Origin of the sequence: Clostridium aquiflavi, from assembly GCF_031344075.1 — a bacterium.
GTDB lineage: Bacteria > Bacillota > Clostridia > Clostridiales > Clostridiaceae > Clostridium > Clostridium aquiflavi.
In genome coordinates this window covers 56,113-75,759 of the sequence record NZ_JAVJAN010000016.1, presented here as the reverse complement: position 1 = coordinate 75,759, position 19,647 = coordinate 56,113, and the positions used below count along the sequence as shown (strand labels likewise).

Here is a 19,647-nt window from a genome sequence, read left to right as displayed (position 1 = left end):
AAGCTTAGTCCAATTAATGCATGCTCCCAATCAAAGATTGCTGACAAGCAATTAATTGTAAATATTAAAAGGAAACTCGACTTTGCTGAGTAAGTTCGAAAAGCTAAATATAAAATTTAGATTCTCACTTAAGAGTTCTAAAAAGCAAATTCCAATGCCAGTTCGCCCTTATACTAAAATATGAACATTCACTTAAAACATAGCCAATTAAAAAAGTATTACACATACCTTTTGCTCTTTAAATAGTATCCAGAAAATTATATGATTATAAGAATTCAATCCATGAATAACTTAAATTATAATTCTAAATTTAGATTATCAAAATCTTTTGGATCTACTATCAATGTTTTATTTGTATGGTAGATTACCATTCCAGGTTTTGCTCCATTTGGTTTTTTAAGTTCCTTAACTTTTGTATAGTCAACTGGAACTTTTGAAGAATTTTTAGCTTTACTATAATAAGCAGCTATTATTGCAGCTTCTTCTAAAGTTTTATCTGGTATTTCATATTCAGCAATAATAACATGAGAACCAGGAATATCTTTTGTATGTAACCAAAGATAATTTTTATTAGCAAACTTTAAACTTAAATAATCATTTTGCAAGTTATTTTTACCAACATAGATATCTATACCATCACTAGATTTAAAGTGGTGTGGTTTAGAGGTTTTCTTCTTTTTATTGTTTTTATCAGATTTTTTAAATCTTATATAACCAGTTTCAACAAGTTCATTTTTTATATCGCCTATTTCATCGTAGCTTTCTACATTTTGAATATTAGTAAGAACTGAATTTAAATACTCTTCTTCTTTGAGACTTTTATCAAGCTGAGATTTAGCGTATTCTTCTGAAACTTTTAGTTTATTATATTTCTTATAATAAGCCTGAACATTTTCTGAAGGAGTCTTAAAAGGATCTAATCTTATTTCTAGATACTCCTCTTTTTCACTATAATAATTTAATAGAGAAGCTTTAGTAGCACCTTTTTTTATACTATATATATAAGACGTTAGTAAATCACCTTTAATTCTCAATTTTTCTTTTTCATCACATTCTTTTAAAGTTTCATGTAAAATTTTTGATTTCTTTTTACATCTATCTATGTTTGTAACAACTAATTTTTGTAAATCTATAGATTTATTATGAAGTCTATCTTGCTTATCTTTTTTATAAAAGAAATCATCCATAAGTATATTAGGATTATCATATTCTATAGTAGAAAAATTATTTTCTAAAGAAGATAATTTTAAGAAATAAAAGTCCTTATAAACTCCACTATCATTAGTGTAAATATTATAAGAAAGATTTTTATCAAGATTTAATATAAAATTCTTAAAAATTTCATAAATTTCTTCTCTAATGGGTGATGAATTGGATTTTATAATGTTATAATATAAATCTGAAGACAATAATTTACTAATACCTGTAAAAGTTTTTGAAAAGAAGTTCTCATCAAAAATTATTGAATTAGTAGATATAAAATTATTAAAATCTTCATATTCAAATAGTAAAGGATTTAATTTATTAGATTCTGGTGGATAAACATAATTAACACCAGGATAGAGAACTCTAAAAGTATTAATATCTGGGGTTATGTGCTTTATTGATTCCATAACCTTATTATCTCTATTTCTAACTAATGTGATATTAGAATGTCGGCCCATAATTTCAATTATAAGTGAATAAATGCTATCGAAGCCTAATTCATCACGATTTTCTATATCAATTACTAAAACTCTATCATTATTTTTTTGAGTCAATTTAGTAATTCTACCACCTAATAAGTATTTACGTAACACCATTAAGTACATTGGTGCTTTTATAGGATTGCTTTTAGTTGAATTAGTTAAATGAATTCTAGCAAATCTTGGAGATGCTGATATTAAAAGCTTTAAATTTTTACGTTCTTTTCTTAATGTTAAGATTATTTCATCTTTTTCAGGTTGATTTATTTTATCTATTTTAGAATCTAATATTGATTTTTTTAAATCATTAACTAAACTATATAAGTAGATACCGTCTAGTGCCATTGTAATTCGTCCTTTCTTAGTGCGACTAGGCAAAAAATAATGCCTTTAAGATAGTATAACATTATAATTGCTTTATTATCAAATATTGATATTACATAGCAAAGCAATTATATTTTATTCATAAAAATTAAAAAATTTAACGTTATATTTTAAGATATTATTAATAATTTAGTATAAGGCAAGTTCAAATTCTATTGGGGCATTAAGTTAAATTGTTAATATTTATTTAAGTAAAATGAAAATAGATTGGGGGAGATACTAAAATGGAATTTTATAAAATGCATGGAGCAGGAAATGATTTTATTTTTATTGAAGACTTTAATTATGAAATTAAAGATGAATGTGATTTAGCACAAAAAGTTTGTAATAGACATTTTGGAATTGGAGCTGATGGTTTAATTATTGTTAGAAAATCAAAAAATTCAACAGCTAAAATGGTTATTATAAATTCTGATGGTTCTAGAGCAAATATGTGTGGAAATGCAATAAGATGTTTTGGAAAGTATATTTATGAAAATAAAATCATAGATAGTATTAAGTTTCCGGTTGAAACAGGAGATGGCATTAAGGAAATAGAATTAATACTAAGAGATGATAAAGTAGAATATGTAAAAGTGTATATGGGAAAACCATCTTTTGATGGAAAAGATATACCATTAAATAATTTAGAAGAATTAATTGATGAAGAAGTTGTTATAGATAAAGAAAAATATAATCTGACAACTTTACTAATGGGTGTCCCCCATACTGTTATTTTTGAAAAGAATCAGGAATATGAGGTTGAAAATGGAGAAAAGATAGAAAAATTCTCTTTATTTAAAGAAGGAACTAATGTTAATTTTGTAAAGGTTAATGATAAAAATCATATACGTGTAAATACATGGGAAAGAGGTGCTGGAGCAACGCTTGCTTGTGGTACTGGATGTTGTGCTTCAGCTGTAGTTGCAAAGAAATTAGGCTATGTAAATGGAGAAAAGATATTTGTAAAAGCTCCAGGTGGAAATCTTATAATAGAAGTTCTAGAAGATGGAGTATATATGAGTGGACCAGCAGAATTTATTTGTAAAGGAAATATTATTTTATAGTGATAAATTAATTGAGGGGATAAAAATGAACGTGTTAAAAAAGAAAAAAATGAGTATTTTAGTATTGATTGTTGTACCTCTGCTGATGCTAGGATGTTCATCTAAGAATGATGAACCTATTAGCGTAGCAGAGGAATTACAAATTAACCAAGGTACAATATTAAAATATGAAGAAGATAAGTATAACTTATATAATTACAAAGAAGATGAATATAAATTATACGAACCAAATAAAGCAGTAGTAGCTTATGACAAATCAAGTTCTAATTATATATACAGTGAAGATAAAAAATATTATATTGTACATAACGGAGAAAAAAATGAAGTAAAAGATAGAGAATTTACAGACATAAAAATATCCCCTAATGGAAAATATATATCATACTTTATAGAAGATGAAGGTTTACATTTAAAAGTATTTGAAACAGATAAAAACAAAGAAATGAAAATTAATTCTAAAGTATCTGTGTCAGGTGTTTTATATGACTGGTATGATGAAAATATCATTCTCTATTATGGAATCAGTAGTGATGGTATAAATGGAGTTTTCACATATGATTTAGATAACAATAAAGAAAATCTTATTTATAAAATAGATGAAGGATATCTAGGATTTATAAAATCTTCAAAAGAAAATATTATCTTTTTACAAATAGATTTTGATAATAATAAAGAGCTGATGATGCTTAATAAATCTAATAATGAAGTAGTATTATTAACTGATAAAATTGAGTTATTACAGGATGTTATAATTAAGAATGATGAAATATATTTTGTTGGAAAAGCTTATAATGATAAGGAGTCCCTTTATAAAGTGAATGGAAATAAGGTGCAAAGAGTAGTATTTGACTTTCCTTCAATAGTAGAAGTAGGTAAGGGATTAAGCATTGGTGAAAATGGAGAGATTTTATTTATAGGTAAAGATAATAGTTCAAAAAAGAAAGCTGTATACAGTTGCTCTGAGGATAAGACAATAAGCTTAGTATCAGATAAAGCTAATGATTATGATTTTATAAAATTTAATGAATAAATTAAAACGCTGAAATTAGAGAGTAACCTCTTTGATTTTAGCGTTTTTACTATTTTTTGAATATATTTACATTAAGAGGGTATAGTACTTAATAATGATGAAGGGAGGTATAAATATAATTGAATATAAAATTAGAGATGTAGATGTGAGCATTTCAAGAAGGATAAGTAAAAAGATATCTGACAAATATAAAGTTATTCCTATAAAACAAGAAAAAAGTACAACTATTGTATTGGGACATGAAATAAAAGATGAAGCAGAAGAATACTTAAGGTTTATTTATAATAATAAAATTGTCTTAAAAGAAATAAGTAAACAAAATTATGACTATTTAAGAGATATTATATTTAAAGTAGAAGATGAAGATATAGAAAATACTTTGATTTATAATGCTATTTTAAGGAATGCTAGTGATATACATTTTGAACCATGCGAAAAAGAAGTAGATATAAGATATAGAATTAATGGTGGATTAATTTTAGTTCACAAAATGCTTTTATCTGAATACCTAACTTTAGCTTCAAAAATAAAACTTAAAGCTAATATGGATATATCAGAAAGGAGAAAACCACAAGATGGAAAAATACTTATAAATTATAACAATAATAATTATGATTTAAGAGTTTCATCTATTCCTGTAGTTTATGGTGAAAAAATAGTTATAAGAATACTATATAGCGAAAATTTTAATTATAAATTAGAAGATCTATATTTTTCAAAAGAAAAAATAGAATTAATAAGAAAGATTATGTCATTAAAGAAAGGTCTAGTTTTAGTTAATGGACCAACTGGAAGCGGGAAATCGACAACTCTGTATACTATATTGAAAGAAATCAATAAAGAAGATATTAATATAACAACTCTAGAAGACCCAGTGGAAGCAATCATTCCAAATATCAATCAAATGAGCTTAAATAAGAAATTAGATATAAATTTTTCAAATGGTTTAAAAAACATATTAAGGCAAGATCCAGACGTTATTATGGTTGGAGAGGTTAGAGATGAAGAGACAGCATCTATGTCTGTAAGAGCATCGATAACAGGGCATAAAGTGTACACCACTATTCATACATCAACACCAAGAGAAGTCTTTTTTAGACTTGAGGATATGGGGGTAAAACCTTACTTACTTAGAGATTCAATTGTGGGAATAATATCTCAAAGATTAATAAAAATACTATGTGAAAATTGTAAAAAGGAAGATATTAAAAATGATTATAAAGGAATTAAATTATATAAAAAAACTGGTTGTTCAAAATGTAATTATTCTGGATATGAATCAAGAAAACTTATAAGTGCTGTATATTTTTTAGATAAGGAATATGATGAAGTCGATATTTATAAAGACAAGTACTGTTTATCTAATATTGGAATGAAAGATGATTTAGAAAAGTTATTAAAGAGAGGACAAATATCCTATGAAGATTATGTAAGATTTATGAAAGGAGAAGGATTAAATGAGTATCTTTAAGAAAATAAATTGTTTTCTTAACAAAAGGTACAAGAAAATAAACTACAATGAATTAAGTTTGATATCTGGAAGCTTAGCACAATTATATAAAGATGGAATAAAAATAAATGAATCTTTAAATTTAATAAAAGAAGTTACATTAACTAAAGAGTACAAAAGAAGTATTAGTGATATTGTTAAAAACATAGAAAATGGAATGACATTATCTAACGCTTTCGATGAAAAAAGAGAATTATATCCTAAGTTTTTTATAGGAATAATATCTATAGGAGAAAATTCAGGAAAGCTATATGAAGCTTTAAAAACGCTAAAAAATTACTATGGAAAAAGAGCTTTTATAAATAAATATATTATAAGTTCATTAACATATCCAATGATATTAATGATAAGCATATTAGCACTAATGGTATTTTTAACTTTAGTAGTTATACCTAATTTTCATAGTATTTATTTATCAATAGGAATAAAACCACCTTTTAGTTGTGAAAAAATATATGAATTAAGTAATTATATAAAAGAAAATCCACTTTTAAATTTTATATCTTTTCTATGCTGGGGAGTTTTTATACCATTCATAAGTATAAGGAGATTAATAGACAAAAGATATGTAAGTTTATTAAGTAATTTCAAGATTTTTAACAAGTTTTTAGAGTATGTAATTGTATTTATATTATCTATTATTGTTAATAGTGGAATGAATATTTCGTATGGACTCAGGTATTGTTCAGATAGTATGAATTTTAATTATATAAGTGACAAACTTAATAAAATTAATGAAGATATATTAAAAGGAAGTACATTAAGTGAAGCAATAACTGACACAAATATATTTTCTAAATATACAATTGCTGTAATAAAGGTAAGGGAAGAAAGTGGATCTATAGGAGAAGCTTTAAAAGAACTAAGTTTAACGTTAGAAGAATCTTTAATTAGAACAATTAATAAATACTTAAGTTTATTACAACCATTTCTTATAATATTTATATCAATAGTTATTACAGTATTTTTTATGATTTTTATTCTTCCTTTATTTGATAGCTTAAAAATAGGAGCGATTAAATGAAGAAAAAGGGATTTACCTTAATAGAAGTCGTAGCAAGTTTATCAATAATTTTAATAATATTTTCTTTAACTTTATCAGTAAAAGATATACATTCTACCATTTCAAATGATATAGAAAGCAAATCAGCTCTTTATGATGTAGAAAATTTATTATCTTATAGTAAAGCTTATTGTAAGAAGAATAGAAAAAGTGGTGAAATTCAAATAGATAATATACGAAATAGAATTTTATTTGGAAAAGATGGCCTAACAACAGTAAAACAAGTTGTTTTACCAAGAAAAATAAGAATCATTAGTAAAAATGATTGTATACAAGTAAGATCCAATGGTCACATAAAGCAAGGAAAAACTATAGTGTTTCAAGATAATAAAAATAATATATATAAGGTTACTATAGCAACAGGCATTGATCCTATCAATATTAGTGGCTTTTAAAAGTATATAAATTTTTAGAAAGGAAATAAGATTGAAAAGTAAAGGAAGTATTTTAATAGAAGCTATTGCAGCATTATTTATGTTGAGTTTAATTATAATCTTCTCAATAAGTACTTATATTCATAATAATCGTATATTAAAAGAAAGAATGTTAAGAGAAGAGCTAAATAGAGCAATATATAATATTACCAATGAATTAAAATATAATAATAAAATGAATAAACTAAAAGACACACTAAATAAAGAACCGTTAACATTAAGTTTTGATGAAAACTTTTTTGAAGAGTTAACTAATACAGAAATTTTGGATTTAACAAAAGGAAATGATATTAAAATCTCTAAACTTAAAGAAGATGATTATAAAATTGAAATTTTAATCAAAGGACTTATTAATAAAGACAATATTCAAGTTGATATAGAAGAAAGTTTTATAAAAATGTGGTGGATGGAGTATGTTTAGAAATAAAAGAATGATAAGTAAAAATTCAAATGGATTTACCATTATAGAATCAATGGTGTATATTTTTTTTACAACAATAATATTTCTTATATCAACTAACTTAATTTTTGATAGTTATAAAGTATATATACAAAATCAAGAAATCAGTAGAGTATATAATAAAATGCAAAACTTTTATATAAATCTAGATTCAATATTGCAAAAAGACATAATAAGAGATATAGAATTTGGTGAAACATATTTAATCCTTTATAGGGACAAAGATAATGTTTTGATAAGTAAGAATATTAGAAGTGATAAAGAATCATTAGGTGCAAAGTACCCAGGAAGAATATCCCCTAATATATTACTTAAAGAAGTTAAAGATTTTAAGGTCATACAAAAAGATAAATTAATCTATTTAAAGATAATTGATAAAAGTGGAAGGGAATTTATTAGATGTATATAAAAAGTAAAGGAAATATTATTATAAGTACACTTTTAGCATTTTCAATAGTTATGCTTATAAGTAGCTGTAGTTTTATAGTTATGAAAAATAATAATGAGATGTCATATCTATACAATAATGATGGAGACAGATATAGCTTATTACAAAATGAAGAGAAAGCATTACTAAACTTTAATAAAGAATTAAACAAAATGAAGAATGAAGAAATCTTTATTGAAAATTTTAATATAAAAAATGATACTAATGAATTAAAGTACAAAATAGAAAAAGATAAATTTTATTTATTAACAGAGAAGAACATATGTAGAGAATTAAAATATATATTTGATGGAAATAAAATATTTTTAATTCCAATATATAGAAATATAGATATGAATAGTGAAAAATAAAAAAGTTAATAATTTAAAAAAGATTTAAAGTATTAAGGAAGTGGATTATGAAAAAATCAGTTTTAATTATGAAAAAACATGCCTTTATATATAAGGACAAAGAATACTTATTTGAACAGTTTGAAGAAATTGAAAAATTAATGAGTAAAAATAGAGAATTCATAATAATTGAAGAAGAATTATATTCAAGACACTTTACTGAAAATATAAAAAAATCACACATATATGAATATGTTGAATTTAAGTTAAATAAAGAATTCCACAAGAATGAGGATATATTATACCATTATGATTATGATAAGAAAAATGGATTAGTATCAATTTATTCTATAAAAGGTGGAAAGAGATTAGAAATATTATCTAAAGGGTCCAGCAACATAAAGGTTATTCCAGTTCAATTTATTATTAAAGATATAATTGTAAATTTATTAGGAAAAAATGCATTAAATTCTAATTGTATAGTTTATTTTTATGGATTTTATTATTACATCGAATTGGTAAATGGAAAGTTTAATCGTGCCTTTGTTGAAAATGAACTTGATAATCTAATTAATAGAATAAATAATTTTGAGAGTTTATGCGAAAATAAAGAAAGTATTTTTTATATAGATAAAAACATAAAAAACAAAGATATAATTACCTTTGATAGTGCCAATAAAGAAATAAAAATAATGAATGTTAATTGCGAGGATGTATTATATGAAAAAATATATAAGAAACGAGAACTTCATTCCAAAAAAATTTTATGATTTGAAAATTCAAAAAGAAGTAGAAAGCATAAAAAGAATAAAATTTTTATTTATAATAATAAACCTTATTCTGTTACCAATGACATTTAAAAATATATATATTTTTAGAGAAAATAAATCAAATTTAATAAATAATGCTGATAATAATAAAATTGAAGTTGAAGAAAGTAGTATTGATTGTGATGATATAGTAAGTTGGATTAATAATATATTTTTAGATGAGATTGAAAGCGCATGCGTAGATAAAGATGGTGGACAATTTAAAATAAATGAAATGGATGCAATAGAAAAAATAGATAGTGATATTAATATAAAAAATATAAATAATGACAATACTAATTATATATTAGGAGTAGAATTGAACAATGAAAGGAAATAAAGTATTAGCTATAATTCTAATTATTATGTCTTGTTTTCAAAGTATGATTTTATATACTACAAACAAATTTAATTTAACTATAAAAAAAGAAGAGTCATATAAAGAAAGTGTAACTATAAACGACTATAAAAATATATCTAATATAAGTTCTGAGTTTAAAGATTTTGATAATATTGAACTTTTAGAAGGAGCAAAGCAACAAGATGGCAATTGGATTGTATCTTTAAAAATAGAAGGTGAAAAAGAGGAGATTTTAGAAAGCCTATCTAAGTTAAGAAATTATGCTATAAAGAATTATAAAATTGAGCATAATAAAGACAGTGGTTCATTGATAATAGAATTAAGTAAAAACAATATAAAGATGTGATTTAAAATATTTTTATGCTATTTATGATTATTTTGTAGACTTTTTTTATTTAAAGTAGAGAGAAATAATTGCAATTATTTCTTTCTTTTGATAAAATATCATTGTTATGTCGAAGTTTACAACAATTGAACTTTAGTATATAAATATTAATTTAGATTGTAATTATTTTATAAATTTTGGAGGGATATTTAATGATATCAGCAGGAGACTTAAGAAAAGGTGTAACTTTTGAGTTCGATGGACAAGTGTTTACAGTTACAGATTTTTTACATGTAAAACCAGGTAAAGGAGCTGCCTTCGTAAGAACTAAGCTTAGAAACGTAATTTCAGGAGGAGTTGTAGATAGAACATTTAATCCAACTGAAAAATTACAAGAAGCTGTAATAGAAAGAAAAGAAATGCAATATCTTTATTCAGATGGAGAATTATATTACTTCATGGATCAAGAAACTTTTGAACAAATTCCTTTAAATGCTGAAAAGGTTGAAGATGCAATAAAATTCTTAAAAGAAAATATGTTTGCAGTTATAAAATTCTTTAAAGGAAGTGCTTTCTCAGTAGAAGCACCAAATTTTGTTGAATTACAAATAACATATACTGAACCAGGTGTTAAAGGTAATACAGCTACAAACTCATTAAAGCCAGCTACAGTTGAAACAGGAGCAATAGTTAATGTTCCAATGTTTGTTAACGATGGCGATGTTATAAGAATAGATACTAGAACAGGAGAATACATGGAAAGAGTTTAAGCTCTGTATGTATTTAAGGTTTTAATACTAAATAAAGTTGCTAAGTTATTTCTTAGCAACTTTATTTATAAAAGGAAGTGGGAAACATGGAAAAACTAAGGAATCAAATTAATGAGTTAAAGTTAAATTTATCTAATATTGAAAGTGAAGAATATAAAAACTATTTTTCATCAATAGTATCAATTTTAGAAACTATGGATAGTAAAATTGAAGAATTAACTGTAAATCAAGAAACTATAGAAGAAAACATTAGATTTATGGATGATGACTTAAGTGGTCTTCAAGAGGAACTTTTTGAAGAAGTATCAATAGATGAACTAAATGAATTAGAAGATGAATATGTAGAAGCTACTTGTTGCCATTGTGGCAATACAGTTTTTGCAGAACAATCAACTTTAAAAAATAATAATGAAATTCCATGTCCATATTGCAATAAGAATATTAAAGGCTAAATATTTAATGTCCATAGTTTTACTATGGCTTTTTTTATTTTTTAGGAAATTATAAAAATCTTATGCCACACCATTATTACATCATTGTGTTTGGAAAGGGTACATGGATAAAAGAATCTGCGTTACAAAAGTCGCCTTGGCGATTTTTTTTATAAAGAAATATATATCTAAATTTAAAGTTTATGTATATATAATACGATGCATATAGTATTTTAAACACAATTTTTCATATGATTTTAAAGGTATGTAATTTAATTTTACATATCTTTTTTTATTTAACAGTAATATTTTAATTTTTATATAAATATTAATAACTAAGAAAAACATTAGAGGAGGAAGTGAGATGAAAGATGATAGTGATTTCTTAAATATATTTCCAAGTAATATATTTAATGTACTTAAAGATAAATGTAAACTAGAACAACTTTATGAAATAAGGATAAAAATAGATAAACCTATTATAGTTTATTCTAATAAAGGAGAATCAATTGTAAATTATAATCCATCAAAGGAAGAGATGAAATCAATAATACAAAAAATATCTAATTATTCACTATATGCTTATGAAGAAGATATAAAACAAGGTTTTATAACAATTAAAGGTGGACATAGAATAGGTATTGCTGGCGAATGTGTTATGTGCAATGGTGAAGTAAAAACTATTAGAAATATATCATCTATAAATGTTAGATTTTGCAGAGAAGTTATAGGATGTTCCAATAAAATTATGAAATATATAGTTAGTGGAGATAGGATTTACAATACAATAATTATTTCTCCACCTAAATGTGGAAAGACAACAATTTTAAGAGATATATCTAGAAACATATCAAATGGAATGAAATTATTAGGTTTAAATGGTAAAAAGGTTTCTGTAATTGATGAAAGAAGTGAAATTGGAGCTTGTTACTTTGGAGTTCCTCAAAGTGATTTAGGAATTAGAACAGATATTTTAGATAATTGTTTGAAAAAAGAAGGAATGATTATGTCAATAAGAAGTTTATCACCAGAGGTATTAATTTGTGATGAAATTGGCACTAAAGGAGATATTGAAGCATTAATTATGGCATTTAATTCTGGAGTAAATATAATTACAAGTATTCATGGATTTACAATTGAGGATATTTATAAACGTAAAGTATTTAAGGAACTTATTGATAATCAAATACTTGAAAGAGCTATTATTTTAAGTTCAAGACAAGGGGTAGGCACTATAGAAAAAGTTTATAAATTAAGAGGAGAAGAAAAAATATGCTTAAATTAGTACTCATCTTTATGCTATTTTTAACTATTTCTTATATTGGCTTTTTATATGGTGAAACTTTTAGAAAAAGATACATTCAACTTAAGGAAATTTTAAAAAATTTAATAATATTGCAAAATGAAATTTTATATGGAAGTACGCCTTTGCCAGAAGCATTAAGTAATATTCAGAAAAAGACAATTAAACCATTAAATACTCTAATAGGTAATGTAAATGAAAAGTTATGTGAAGGTGAAGCAGAAAGTGTATATAGTGCTTTTAGTAGTGAATATATTTTTTTAGAAGAAGAGTTTTATTTATCAGATAGTGATAAAAACTTTTTAATAGATTTCATAAAGTCTTTAGGAGAATCAGGACTTTATGGCCAAGAAAAAATTTTTAATTTAGTAATAGAAAATATAAGGAGCAATTTAAAAGAGGCAGAAGAGGAATCTAAAAAAAATATAAAAGTATATAGATATTTAGGGATATGCATTGGTGCTATGATTACAATATTTTTAATTTAGGTGGTGAATTTATTATGCACGATATAAGCATTCTTTTTAAAATTGGAGGGGCAGGAATATTACTTGTGATACTCGATAAGGTATTAACAAGTAGTGGAAAAGGTGATGTTGCAGCTATAACTAATATTGCAGGTACTGTAATACTCTTATTAATGATAGTTTCTCTTATTGGAGACTTGTTTAACACAGTAAAAACTATGTTCGTAATGTAGGTGATTTTATGTTAATAGTAAAAGTTGTGGCCTTAGCCTTTGTTGGTTTGTTTCTAACTTTAATTTTTAAAAATAGCAAATCTGAAATGACTACATTTATTTCTTTAACAGTTGGTACTTTAATATTACTTTTTATGATAGGTCAAGTACAAGAAATAATTACATTTTTAAAAACTGTAGCAGATAGAGCTAATATAGATACATTTTATATTGGAGTTATCCTAAAAATTTTAGCAATTGCTTATTTAGCTTCATTTACAAGTGAATTATGTAAAGATGCTGGAGCTTCAAGTATAGCAACTAAAGTAGAGTTTTCAGGAAAAATAATGATTTTAGTATTAGCAATTCCAATTCTTATGGCTGTATTAAATTCTATACTACAGATAATGTAGGTGAAATAGATATGAAGATAATAAAAAGATGTACAATATTTTTTTTGATAAGTATTATTGTTATTTCTGTATTAAATTGTATCTTTATACCAGAAAAATCAGTATATGCTTTTGAACAAAATAACTTAAGTACAAGCAGTAACTCTCATGCTAATAAAAGTGAATCTATAATGGATGAAATCACAATAGATAGTTTAGATGATAGTACACAAAAACAAATAAATAATTTATATGAGTATATAAATAAAATGAAAAATAATGTAGAGCTCATGAATGATCTAGATCCAATTCAATATATCAAGGAATATATTAAAAATGGTGAAGGTGATTTTAATATAAAATCCTTGAGCAAGGCATTAACGAGTATATTATTTAAGGAAGTTAGAAGTGTATTAAAACTTATAATATCAATAGTTACAATAGTTATAATCTGTTCACTAATTAAAAATTTACAAGATGCATTTTCAAATGACAATGTATCGGAAATAGCTTTTTATGCATGCTATGCGTTGATAATAATGATTCTTTCAAAGAGTTTTATTATATCTATAGGTGTTGCAAAAGAAGTTATATTAAATATTTCTGATTTTATGGCTGCATTATTACCGGTGCTTATAACAATGATAGCTATGGTAGGAGGATTAACTCAGGCAGCAACATTAGACCCTATTATTTTAGCAGCTGTAGTGTTTATACCGAGAATTTATTCTAATATTATAATTCCACTTATATTAATGGGGTTTGTATTAGAGTTTGCAAATAATTTATCTAATGATCATAAGATTACGAATCTTTGTAAACTTTTAAAACAGTGCACTTTATGGATGCAAGGAATAATAATAACTGTTTTTATTGGTGTTTTAACAGTAAGAGGAATTACATCAAAAACAATAGATGCAGTTACGTTAAAAACTACTAAATTTGCGGTTGATAATTTCATACCTATAGTAGGAAAGACATTTTCTGATGCTATTGCTTCTATTGCAGGATATTCATTAATAATTAAAAATGCAATAAGTTCAGTAGGACTATTAATTATAGTATTAATGCTTTTATACCCAATAATAAAATTAGTACTTATGACAGTGATATATAAATTAGCTGCAGCGTTAATAGAACCCATAAGTGATTCTAGAATAACTAATTCAGTGGCGGCAGCAGGAAATTCAATGACGTTAATTATATCATGTGTTTTAAGCGTAAGTTTAATGTTTTTTATTTTAATAGCTCTTGTTGCATCCTCAGGGCTGTTTATAGTAGGAGGATAAGACATGAATTTGTTAAAGGAACTCGTAACAACCTTAGTTACTGCACTTATATTTATAACGGCAATAGAACTTATAAGCCCTAATAATGGTATGAAAAAATATCTAAAGTTTATATTAGGGTTAGTTTTAATAACCATAATATTAAATCCAATAGTGAAAATTATTTCAAATGGAGAAGACAGTATATATGAATCTATAAGTAATTATGAAGACGTATTCTCTAATTATAAAAATGAAATTAAAAGTAGTGATGAGGATAAGTTAAAGGATGGAGATTTAAGAAAACAAGCTTTTGAAGAAAATTTTAATAAGAATTGTGAAAGTTTACTTAAATCTGAATATCCAAATAAAAACTTTAAAAGTGATGTTGAATGTATAGTTAATTTTAATAACATGATTTTTGATATAAAAAAAATAAAAATAGGTATAAGCGAAAAGTCAGTAAGTAAAATTAAAAAGGTGATAATTAATAAAAGTGATAAATATTATGAAGAGAATCAAAATAGCCAGTATAAAGAAATAGTGACATTTATAAGTGAACAGCTAGATATTCCTAAAGAGAAAATAGAAGTATATAAAATAGAGGAATAGGAGATGAGTTTATGGATAAAAAAAAATTTTCTAATAATCTAAAGAAAATACTAGGCGAAAAAAAATTAAGCAATCTTATTTCTATTTGCTTAGTATTAGCATTTATATTTGTGACCATGAATGTATTATTACCAAAGAATAAATATATAAATAAGAGTAATGACATTATTTATAAAGAAGACAAAAAAGAAAGTCCAAAAGAAAATGAAGTAAGCACTTCAACGACTATTTCAGGTGATCAAAAAACATATGAAGAAAATCAAAAGGTGGAATTAAAAAATATATTAAAAAAGATGGAGGGGGTAGGAGAAGTTGACGTAATGATTTCATTTGAAAGTGGAGAAGAAAAAATTCCAGCATATGATACTAATGCTCAAGTATCAACTACGGAAGAAACGGATACTGAAGGAGGAAAGAGAACTAATAATCAAAAAAATGATGGCGCAACAGTTGTTATGACAAGTAAAGACGGTGGAAATGAACCATTTATTTTAAGAACATATAAACCAAAAATAACAGGTGCTGTTGTTGTTGCAGAAGGTGCAGAAAATAGTAAAACAAAATATAACATTGAGCAAGCAATTTCAAAATTATATAACTTAACTTTGGATAAGGTTAATGTATATCCGATGAAGAAGTAGCATATAATTTAAAAGATAAAAAGGATGGGAGGAAAATATTATGAAAAGGAAACAATTAGGTATAATCTTTACTTTGTTAGCATTAATATTATGTGTAGGGGTGTTAGCAGCAAAGTTAAATAAGGGAGGACTAAACGATCCGACTGATTTAAGTGCAGTATTATCAACAGAAAATGTAGGGGTAAGTGAGGAAAAAGGAGAAGTAGCTAAAGCAGATGATGATAAAGCTACATTAAGTCAAAATGAATACTTCTTTCAATCTAGAAGTGAAAGAGAACAACAAGAAAGTGCAACAATTCAAAGCTTAAAAGCGTTAGTAGCAGATGAAAATACATCTAAGGAAAAGAAGGAAGATGCAAATAAGGAATTGACAGAAAGAATTTTAAGAAAAGATAATGAAGGAAGAGTTGAATTAAACATAAAAAATAAAGGATATGAAGATGCATTATGTATGATTGATGACAAGAAAGCAACAGTAATAGTAAAGTCAGCAAATACTCTTGAAGAGAAAGATAGCATTGCCATTCAAGAAATAGTACAAAATGTATCAAAGATAAAAGATGTAGTAATACAAGTTCAAAAATAACATAATTATAGCTTTGAAAAATAATATAAGTTTAATTGTAATGTTAAATCATATTTGTTATAATAAACGTAAGATTAACATGTTTTGTTATTACAAAACCTAGGAGGGTGAAAAGCATGGAAAGTTTGAATAAAGAAGATAACGTTGGTATCGTAAAAATATCAGACGAAGTAGTAAGCGTTATTGCAGGCATTGCCGCACAAGAAATTGATGGCGTTAGTGATTACCAAATAGGGGGCTCAAATAACTTATCAAGCATTTTAAAGGGTAAAAAGTCATTAGGGAAGTCAACGAAGGTTACTTTGCTTGATGATAAAGCAACTATAGATATAAATTTAAGCGTCGAGTATGGTGTAAAAATAATGGAGGTAGTTTCACAAGTTCAAGATAATGTAAAAAGAACGGTTGAAGCTATGACTGGATTAGTAGTAGAAGCAGTAAATGTGTATGTTCAAAACATTTATATGCCGAAAAAAGAAGAAGTTGAATCTAAGTAGTATCTAAATTTCACCCTCTGAATTTCAGAGGGTGTTTCCATGCTAGATATTATTTAGAGAATAAATTTCAACAAAAATGACAAGAATTAAGAAGAATTTAAAGTACGTGGAGGATCAGATGAATAGAAAACTATCAAGAGAAAAAGCAATGGAATTATTATTTGGGATGACATTAAACACTGATAATTATGAGGAAACATTAGAAAACTTTATAGACAATTATGAAAGTGATATAAAAGAATTAGATATAACATACATAAAGAGAATATTAATAGGGGTAGAAAATAATAAAGATAACATAGATGAGGCTATATCAAAGAATTTATGTAATTGGAAAATAGATAGAATATCAAAGGTTAACTTATGTATATTAAGATTAGCTGTATATGAATTATTATATGATGAAGAAATTCCAAACAGAGTTGCAATAAATGAAGCATTAGAAATAACAAAGAAATATTCAGATGAAAAAAGCGTTTCATTTATAAATGGAGTTTTAGATAATATCTTAAAAAAATAAAATATAAGGGGCGAAAATAAAAATGGGGCAAATTATAAACGGAAAAGAAGTAGCATTAAAGATAAAAGAAGAAATAAAAACTTTTGTTGAAGAAAGAAAAAATAATAAACTTAGGATTCCAAAGATTGCATCTATATTAGTTGGAAATGATGGGGGATCAATTTATTATATGTCAAGTCAAGAAAAGGTGGCTAATTCTTTAGGTATAGATTTTTTAAAGATTATATTAGAAGAAGATGTTACTGATGAAGATGTTATAAATGAGATTCATAAATTAAATGAAGATGTTAATATTCAAGGCATAATGCTTCAATTACCATTACCTAAGCATTTAAACGAAAAAAAGATAATAAAAGAGATATCTGTTAAAAAGGATATAGATTGTCTTACATTTGAAAGTCAAGGTAAATTGTATATGGGGGAAAAAGGATTTTTACCATGTACACCTAATTCAGTTGTAACTTTAATTAAGAGTCTTAATATTGATATAACTGGTAAGGAAGTAGTTGTTCTTGGAAGAAGTAATATAGTAGGAAAGCCAGTAGCACAACTTTTATTAAATGAAAATGCAACAGTTACTATATGTCATTCTAAAACAAAAAATTTAAAAGAAGTATGTAGTAAAGCAGACATATTAGTTGTAGCAATTGGTAAACCTAAGTTTATAGATGAAGAATACATAAGAGAAAATGCAATAGTTATTGACGTAGGTACTTCATCTTTTGAAGGTAAAATAACAGGCGATGTTAATTTTGACAAGGTAATAGATAAAGCTTCTTTCGTAACACCAGTACCAGGTGGAGTTGGAGCTTTAACTACTACTCTTTTAATAAAAAATTCATGTGAGGCTTTAAAGGAATATGAAGATTAAAACTTTAACTGTTTCAGATCTAACAAACTATATAAAAAAAATAATTGATAATGACTTTATTTTAAATAATCTCTCTGTAAAAGGGGAGATTTCTAATTTAAAGTTCCATAGCAGTGGGCATATTTATTTTTCTTTAAAAGATAACAATAGTAAAGTAAATTGTGTTATGTTTAAAAGCAAAGCAAGTCTTTTAAATATTGCCTTAGAAGATGGTATGGAAGTGATGGTAAAGGGAAGAGCATCTATTTACACAGCTACAGGGAGTTTTCAACTTTATTGTGATGAGATAAAAAAAGAAGGGCAAGGAGAGTTATTTATAAAATTCGAAGCTCTTAAAGAAAAATTATCAAAGTCTGGATATTTTGATGAAAAGTATAAAAAAAATATCCCTATGTACGCTAAAAGAATAGGTGTTGTAACCTCATCAACAGGTGCAGTAATAAGAGATATAATAAATGTAACTAAAAGAAGAAACTCATTAGTAGACATAATATTATATCCAGCTAAGGTTCAAGGTGACGGTGCATATAAAGAAATAATTGCAGGAATTGAATATTTTAATAAGAAGAAAAATATAGATCTAATAATAGTTGGAAGAGGTGGAGGTTCTATAGAAGAATTATGGAACTTTAATGAAGAAGAACTTGCAAAAGTTATATTTAATTCTAAGCTTCCTATTATTTCAGCAGTAGGTCATGAAGTCGATTTTACAATTTCAGATTTTGTTTCTGATGTAAGAGCAGCAACACCGTCACAAGCAGCTGAAATAGCAGTTCCGCTATTAAGTGATATAAACACAAGAATTTATGAAATATCAAAATCATTAGATTATGAAATACAAAAGAAATTAAAAGATTGCAAAAGTAGATTAGAGTCAAATGAGAGAATTTTAAAATTACATTCTCCAATGTCAAAAATAGTAAACTCATATTTAGAAATTGATAAATTAAAAGATAGATTATATTTTGCAATAGATATAAAAATAAAAAGAGAAAAGCAAAAGATAGAATCATTAAATAATTTATTAAGCGCTAATAATCCTATAAAGGTACTTAATAAAGGATATGCTATAATAGAGGATGAAAATAATAAGATCATTAAAGAAATATCACAATTAGATGAAAAAAAAGAAATAAGTGTTTCTTTAAGTGATGGAAAAATTAAAGGAAATTTTATACCTATTAAGTAAGGAG

The 19,647-nt window shown here is 25.2% G+C and carries 26 protein-coding genes; 25 read left to right on the top strand and 1 reads right to left on the bottom strand.

The window, feature by feature from the left end; genetic code table 11:
* Positions 1–296: 296 nt before the first annotated feature.
* Positions 297–2,030, bottom strand: coding sequence for an Rqc2 family fibronectin-binding protein (locus RGC78_RS07525; RefSeq protein WP_309556335.1), 1,734 nt, complete (start codon positions 2,028–2,030; stop codon positions 297–299).
* 263 nt (positions 2,031–2,293) lie between these two features.
* Here RGC78_RS07525 and dapF point away from each other — a divergent pair, with 263 nt between their 5' ends.
* The 25 genes from dapF (at position 2,294) to xseA (ending at position 19,643) form a co-directional block, all read left to right on the top strand.
* Positions 2,294–3,115 carry a diaminopimelate epimerase gene (gene dapF / locus RGC78_RS07520; protein WP_252229174.1) on the top strand — a complete coding sequence of 274 codons (822 nt, stop codon included), beginning with the start codon at positions 2,294–2,296 and terminating at the stop codon, positions 3,113–3,115.
* A 25-nt stretch (positions 3,116–3,140) separates the two neighbouring features.
* Positions 3,141–4,145: a hypothetical protein gene (locus RGC78_RS07515; RefSeq protein WP_309556334.1), complete on the top strand. Its 1,005-nt coding sequence runs from the start codon at positions 3,141–3,143 to the stop codon at positions 4,143–4,145.
* A gap of 94 nt (positions 4,146–4,239) precedes the next feature.
* The gene (locus tag RGC78_RS07510) at positions 4,240–5,616 is read left to right on the top strand and encodes a GspE/PulE family protein (RefSeq protein ID WP_309556333.1); all 1,377 of its coding nucleotides are present in this window, start codon (positions 4,240–4,242) and stop codon (positions 5,614–5,616) included.
* The gene (locus RGC78_RS07505; RefSeq protein WP_252213322.1) at positions 5,603–6,679 is read left to right on the top strand and encodes a type II secretion system F family protein; all 1,077 of its coding nucleotides are present in this window, start codon (positions 5,603–5,605) and stop codon (positions 6,677–6,679) included. Before RGC78_RS07510 ends, RGC78_RS07505 begins: the two co-directional genes overlap by 14 nt.
* Positions 6,676–7,113, top strand: a complete 438-nt coding sequence (locus tag RGC78_RS07500; protein ID WP_252229166.1) for a prepilin-type N-terminal cleavage/methylation domain-containing protein — start codon at positions 6,676–6,678, stop codon at positions 7,111–7,113. The genes RGC78_RS07505 and RGC78_RS07500 overlap by 4 nt, the downstream gene beginning before the upstream one ends.
* 31 nt (positions 7,114–7,144) lie before the next feature.
* Positions 7,145–7,573 (top strand): hypothetical protein, encoded by a 429-nt coding sequence (locus tag RGC78_RS07495; protein WP_252229165.1) that lies wholly within the window; start codon positions 7,145–7,147, stop codon positions 7,571–7,573.
* Positions 7,566–8,021 (top strand): competence type IV pilus minor pilin ComGF, encoded by a 456-nt coding sequence (locus tag RGC78_RS07490; protein ID WP_252213331.1) that lies wholly within the window; start codon positions 7,566–7,568, stop codon positions 8,019–8,021. Before RGC78_RS07495 ends, RGC78_RS07490 begins: the two co-directional genes overlap by 8 nt.
* A complete protein-coding gene (locus RGC78_RS07485; RefSeq protein ID WP_252213334.1) occupies positions 8,012–8,410 on the top strand; it encodes a hypothetical protein in 399 nt (132 codons plus the stop codon). The genes RGC78_RS07490 and RGC78_RS07485 overlap by 10 nt, the downstream gene beginning before the upstream one ends.
* 47 nt (positions 8,411–8,457) lie before the next feature.
* A complete protein-coding gene (locus RGC78_RS07480; RefSeq protein ID WP_252213337.1) occupies positions 8,458–9,159 on the top strand; it encodes a hypothetical protein in 702 nt (233 codons plus the stop codon).
* Positions 9,110–9,538 carry a hypothetical protein gene (locus RGC78_RS07475; protein ID WP_252213340.1) on the top strand — a complete coding sequence of 143 codons (429 nt, stop codon included), beginning with the start codon at positions 9,110–9,112 and terminating at the stop codon, positions 9,536–9,538. Before RGC78_RS07480 ends, RGC78_RS07475 begins: the two co-directional genes overlap by 50 nt.
* Positions 9,525–9,905 (top strand): hypothetical protein, encoded by a 381-nt coding sequence (locus tag RGC78_RS07470; protein ID WP_252213343.1) that lies wholly within the window; start codon positions 9,525–9,527, stop codon positions 9,903–9,905. The genes RGC78_RS07475 and RGC78_RS07470 overlap by 14 nt, the downstream gene beginning before the upstream one ends.
* A 191-nt stretch (positions 9,906–10,096) precedes the next feature.
* Entirely contained in the window at positions 10,097–10,654 is a 558-nt protein-coding gene (gene efp / locus RGC78_RS07465; RefSeq protein WP_252213346.1) for an elongation factor P, read from the top strand.
* Between the two features lie 86 nt (positions 10,655–10,740).
* The gene (locus tag RGC78_RS07460) at positions 10,741–11,106 is read left to right on the top strand and encodes a CD1247 N-terminal domain-containing protein (protein ID WP_252213349.1); all 366 of its coding nucleotides are present in this window, start codon (positions 10,741–10,743) and stop codon (positions 11,104–11,106) included.
* 343 nt (positions 11,107–11,449) lie between these two features.
* Positions 11,450–12,370, top strand: a complete 921-nt coding sequence (spoIIIAA, locus tag RGC78_RS07455) for a stage III sporulation protein AA (protein WP_252213351.1) — start codon at positions 11,450–11,452, stop codon at positions 12,368–12,370.
* Positions 12,358–12,876: a stage III sporulation protein SpoIIIAB gene (gene spoIIIAB, locus RGC78_RS07450; protein ID WP_252213354.1), complete on the top strand. Its 519-nt coding sequence runs from the start codon at positions 12,358–12,360 to the stop codon at positions 12,874–12,876. Before spoIIIAA ends, spoIIIAB begins: the two co-directional genes overlap by 13 nt.
* A 14-nt stretch (positions 12,877–12,890) precedes the next feature.
* A complete protein-coding gene (gene spoIIIAC / locus RGC78_RS07445) occupies positions 12,891–13,088 on the top strand; it encodes a stage III sporulation protein AC (protein WP_003374374.1) in 198 nt (65 codons plus the stop codon).
* An 8-nt stretch (positions 13,089–13,096) separates the two neighbouring features.
* Positions 13,097–13,480: a stage III sporulation protein AD gene (gene spoIIIAD / locus RGC78_RS07440; RefSeq protein WP_252213357.1), complete on the top strand. Its 384-nt coding sequence runs from the start codon at positions 13,097–13,099 to the stop codon at positions 13,478–13,480.
* A gap of 11 nt (positions 13,481–13,491) precedes the next feature.
* Entirely contained in the window at positions 13,492–14,748 is a 1,257-nt protein-coding gene (gene spoIIIAE, locus RGC78_RS07435) for a stage III sporulation protein AE (RefSeq protein WP_252213360.1), read from the top strand.
* 3 nt (positions 14,749–14,751) lie between these two features.
* Positions 14,752–15,339 (top strand): stage III sporulation protein AF, encoded by a 588-nt coding sequence (spoIIIAF, locus tag RGC78_RS07430; protein ID WP_252213363.1) that lies wholly within the window; start codon positions 14,752–14,754, stop codon positions 15,337–15,339.
* A gap of 11 nt (positions 15,340–15,350) precedes the next feature.
* Positions 15,351–15,980, top strand: coding sequence for a stage III sporulation protein AG (gene spoIIIAG, locus RGC78_RS07425; protein ID WP_252226007.1), 630 nt, complete (start codon positions 15,351–15,353; stop codon positions 15,978–15,980).
* Positions 15,981–16,020: 40 nt separating this feature from the next.
* Complete coding sequence (locus RGC78_RS07420) at positions 16,021–16,566, top strand: SpoIIIAH-like family protein (RefSeq protein ID WP_252213369.1); 546 nt, start codon at positions 16,021–16,023, stop codon at positions 16,564–16,566.
* 116 nt (positions 16,567–16,682) lie between these two features.
* Positions 16,683–17,063 (top strand): Asp23/Gls24 family envelope stress response protein, encoded by a 381-nt coding sequence (locus tag RGC78_RS07415; RefSeq protein WP_252213372.1) that lies wholly within the window; start codon positions 16,683–16,685, stop codon positions 17,061–17,063.
* A gap of 118 nt (positions 17,064–17,181) precedes the next feature.
* Positions 17,182–17,583: a transcription antitermination factor NusB gene (nusB, locus tag RGC78_RS07410; RefSeq protein ID WP_252213375.1), complete on the top strand. Its 402-nt coding sequence runs from the start codon at positions 17,182–17,184 to the stop codon at positions 17,581–17,583.
* Positions 17,584–17,605: 22 nt separating this feature from the next.
* Positions 17,606–18,454 carry a bifunctional methylenetetrahydrofolate dehydrogenase/methenyltetrahydrofolate cyclohydrolase gene (locus tag RGC78_RS07405; protein WP_309556331.1) on the top strand — a complete coding sequence of 283 codons (849 nt, stop codon included), beginning with the start codon at positions 17,606–17,608 and terminating at the stop codon, positions 18,452–18,454.
* A complete protein-coding gene (xseA, locus tag RGC78_RS07400) occupies positions 18,444–19,643 on the top strand; it encodes an exodeoxyribonuclease VII large subunit (RefSeq protein ID WP_309556330.1) in 1,200 nt (399 codons plus the stop codon). The genes RGC78_RS07405 and xseA overlap by 11 nt, the downstream gene beginning before the upstream one ends.
* Positions 19,644–19,647: the final 4 nt, after the last annotated feature.

What these genes read in the sequence shown, in the direction of transcription:
- spoIIIAB (WP_252213354.1), top strand. Translation starts at nt 12,358, where the DNA reads ATGCTTAAATTAGTACTCATCTTTATGCTATTTTTAACTATTTCTTAT.
- RGC78_RS07480 (WP_252213337.1), top strand. Translation starts at nt 8,458, where the DNA reads ATGAAAAAATCAGTTTTAATTATGAAAAAACATGCCTTTATATATAAG.
- RGC78_RS07470 (WP_252213343.1), top strand. Translation starts at nt 9,525, where the DNA reads ATGAAAGGAAATAAAGTATTAGCTATAATTCTAATTATTATGTCTTGT.
- efp (WP_252213346.1), top strand. Translation starts at nt 10,097, where the DNA reads ATGATATCAGCAGGAGACTTAAGAAAAGGTGTAACTTTTGAGTTCGAT.
- RGC78_RS07475 (WP_252213340.1), top strand. Translation starts at nt 9,110, where the DNA reads ATGAAAAAATATATAAGAAACGAGAACTTCATTCCAAAAAAATTTTAT.
- RGC78_RS07500 (WP_252229166.1), top strand. Translation starts at nt 6,676, where the DNA reads ATGAAGAAAAAGGGATTTACCTTAATAGAAGTCGTAGCAAGTTTATCA.
- spoIIIAE (WP_252213360.1), top strand. Translation starts at nt 13,492, where the DNA reads ATGAAGATAATAAAAAGATGTACAATATTTTTTTTGATAAGTATTATT.
- spoIIIAG (WP_252226007.1), top strand. Translation starts at nt 15,351, where the DNA reads ATGGATAAAAAAAAATTTTCTAATAATCTAAAGAAAATACTAGGCGAA.
- RGC78_RS07460 (WP_252213349.1), top strand. Translation starts at nt 10,741, where the DNA reads ATGGAAAAACTAAGGAATCAAATTAATGAGTTAAAGTTAAATTTATCT.
- dapF (WP_252229174.1), top strand. Translation starts at nt 2,294, where the DNA reads ATGGAATTTTATAAAATGCATGGAGCAGGAAATGATTTTATTTTTATT.
- RGC78_RS07525 (WP_309556335.1), bottom strand. Translation starts at nt 2,030, where the DNA reads ATGGCACTAGACGGTATCTACTTATATAGTTTAGTTAATGATTTAAAA.
- RGC78_RS07405 (WP_309556331.1), top strand. Translation starts at nt 17,606, where the DNA reads ATGGGGCAAATTATAAACGGAAAAGAAGTAGCATTAAAGATAAAAGAA.
- spoIIIAC (WP_003374374.1), top strand. Translation starts at nt 12,891, where the DNA reads ATGCACGATATAAGCATTCTTTTTAAAATTGGAGGGGCAGGAATATTA.
- RGC78_RS07485 (WP_252213334.1), top strand. Translation starts at nt 8,012, where the DNA reads ATGTATATAAAAAGTAAAGGAAATATTATTATAAGTACACTTTTAGCA.
- xseA (WP_309556330.1), top strand. Translation starts at nt 18,444, where the DNA reads ATGAAGATTAAAACTTTAACTGTTTCAGATCTAACAAACTATATAAAA.
- RGC78_RS07420 (WP_252213369.1), top strand. Translation starts at nt 16,021, where the DNA reads ATGAAAAGGAAACAATTAGGTATAATCTTTACTTTGTTAGCATTAATA.
- nusB (WP_252213375.1), top strand. Translation starts at nt 17,182, where the DNA reads ATGAATAGAAAACTATCAAGAGAAAAAGCAATGGAATTATTATTTGGG.
- RGC78_RS07510 (WP_309556333.1), top strand. Translation starts at nt 4,240, where the DNA reads ATGATGAAGGGAGGTATAAATATAATTGAATATAAAATTAGAGATGTA.
- RGC78_RS07415 (WP_252213372.1), top strand. Translation starts at nt 16,683, where the DNA reads ATGGAAAGTTTGAATAAAGAAGATAACGTTGGTATCGTAAAAATATCA.
- spoIIIAF (WP_252213363.1), top strand. Translation starts at nt 14,752, where the DNA reads ATGAATTTGTTAAAGGAACTCGTAACAACCTTAGTTACTGCACTTATA.
- spoIIIAA (WP_252213351.1), top strand. Translation starts at nt 11,450, where the DNA reads ATGAAAGATGATAGTGATTTCTTAAATATATTTCCAAGTAATATATTT.
- RGC78_RS07490 (WP_252213331.1), top strand. Translation starts at nt 7,566, where the DNA reads ATGTTTAGAAATAAAAGAATGATAAGTAAAAATTCAAATGGATTTACC.
- RGC78_RS07505 (WP_252213322.1), top strand. Translation starts at nt 5,603, where the DNA reads ATGAGTATCTTTAAGAAAATAAATTGTTTTCTTAACAAAAGGTACAAG.
- RGC78_RS07515 (WP_309556334.1), top strand. Translation starts at nt 3,141, where the DNA reads ATGAACGTGTTAAAAAAGAAAAAAATGAGTATTTTAGTATTGATTGTT.
- spoIIIAD (WP_252213357.1), top strand. Translation starts at nt 13,097, where the DNA reads ATGTTAATAGTAAAAGTTGTGGCCTTAGCCTTTGTTGGTTTGTTTCTA.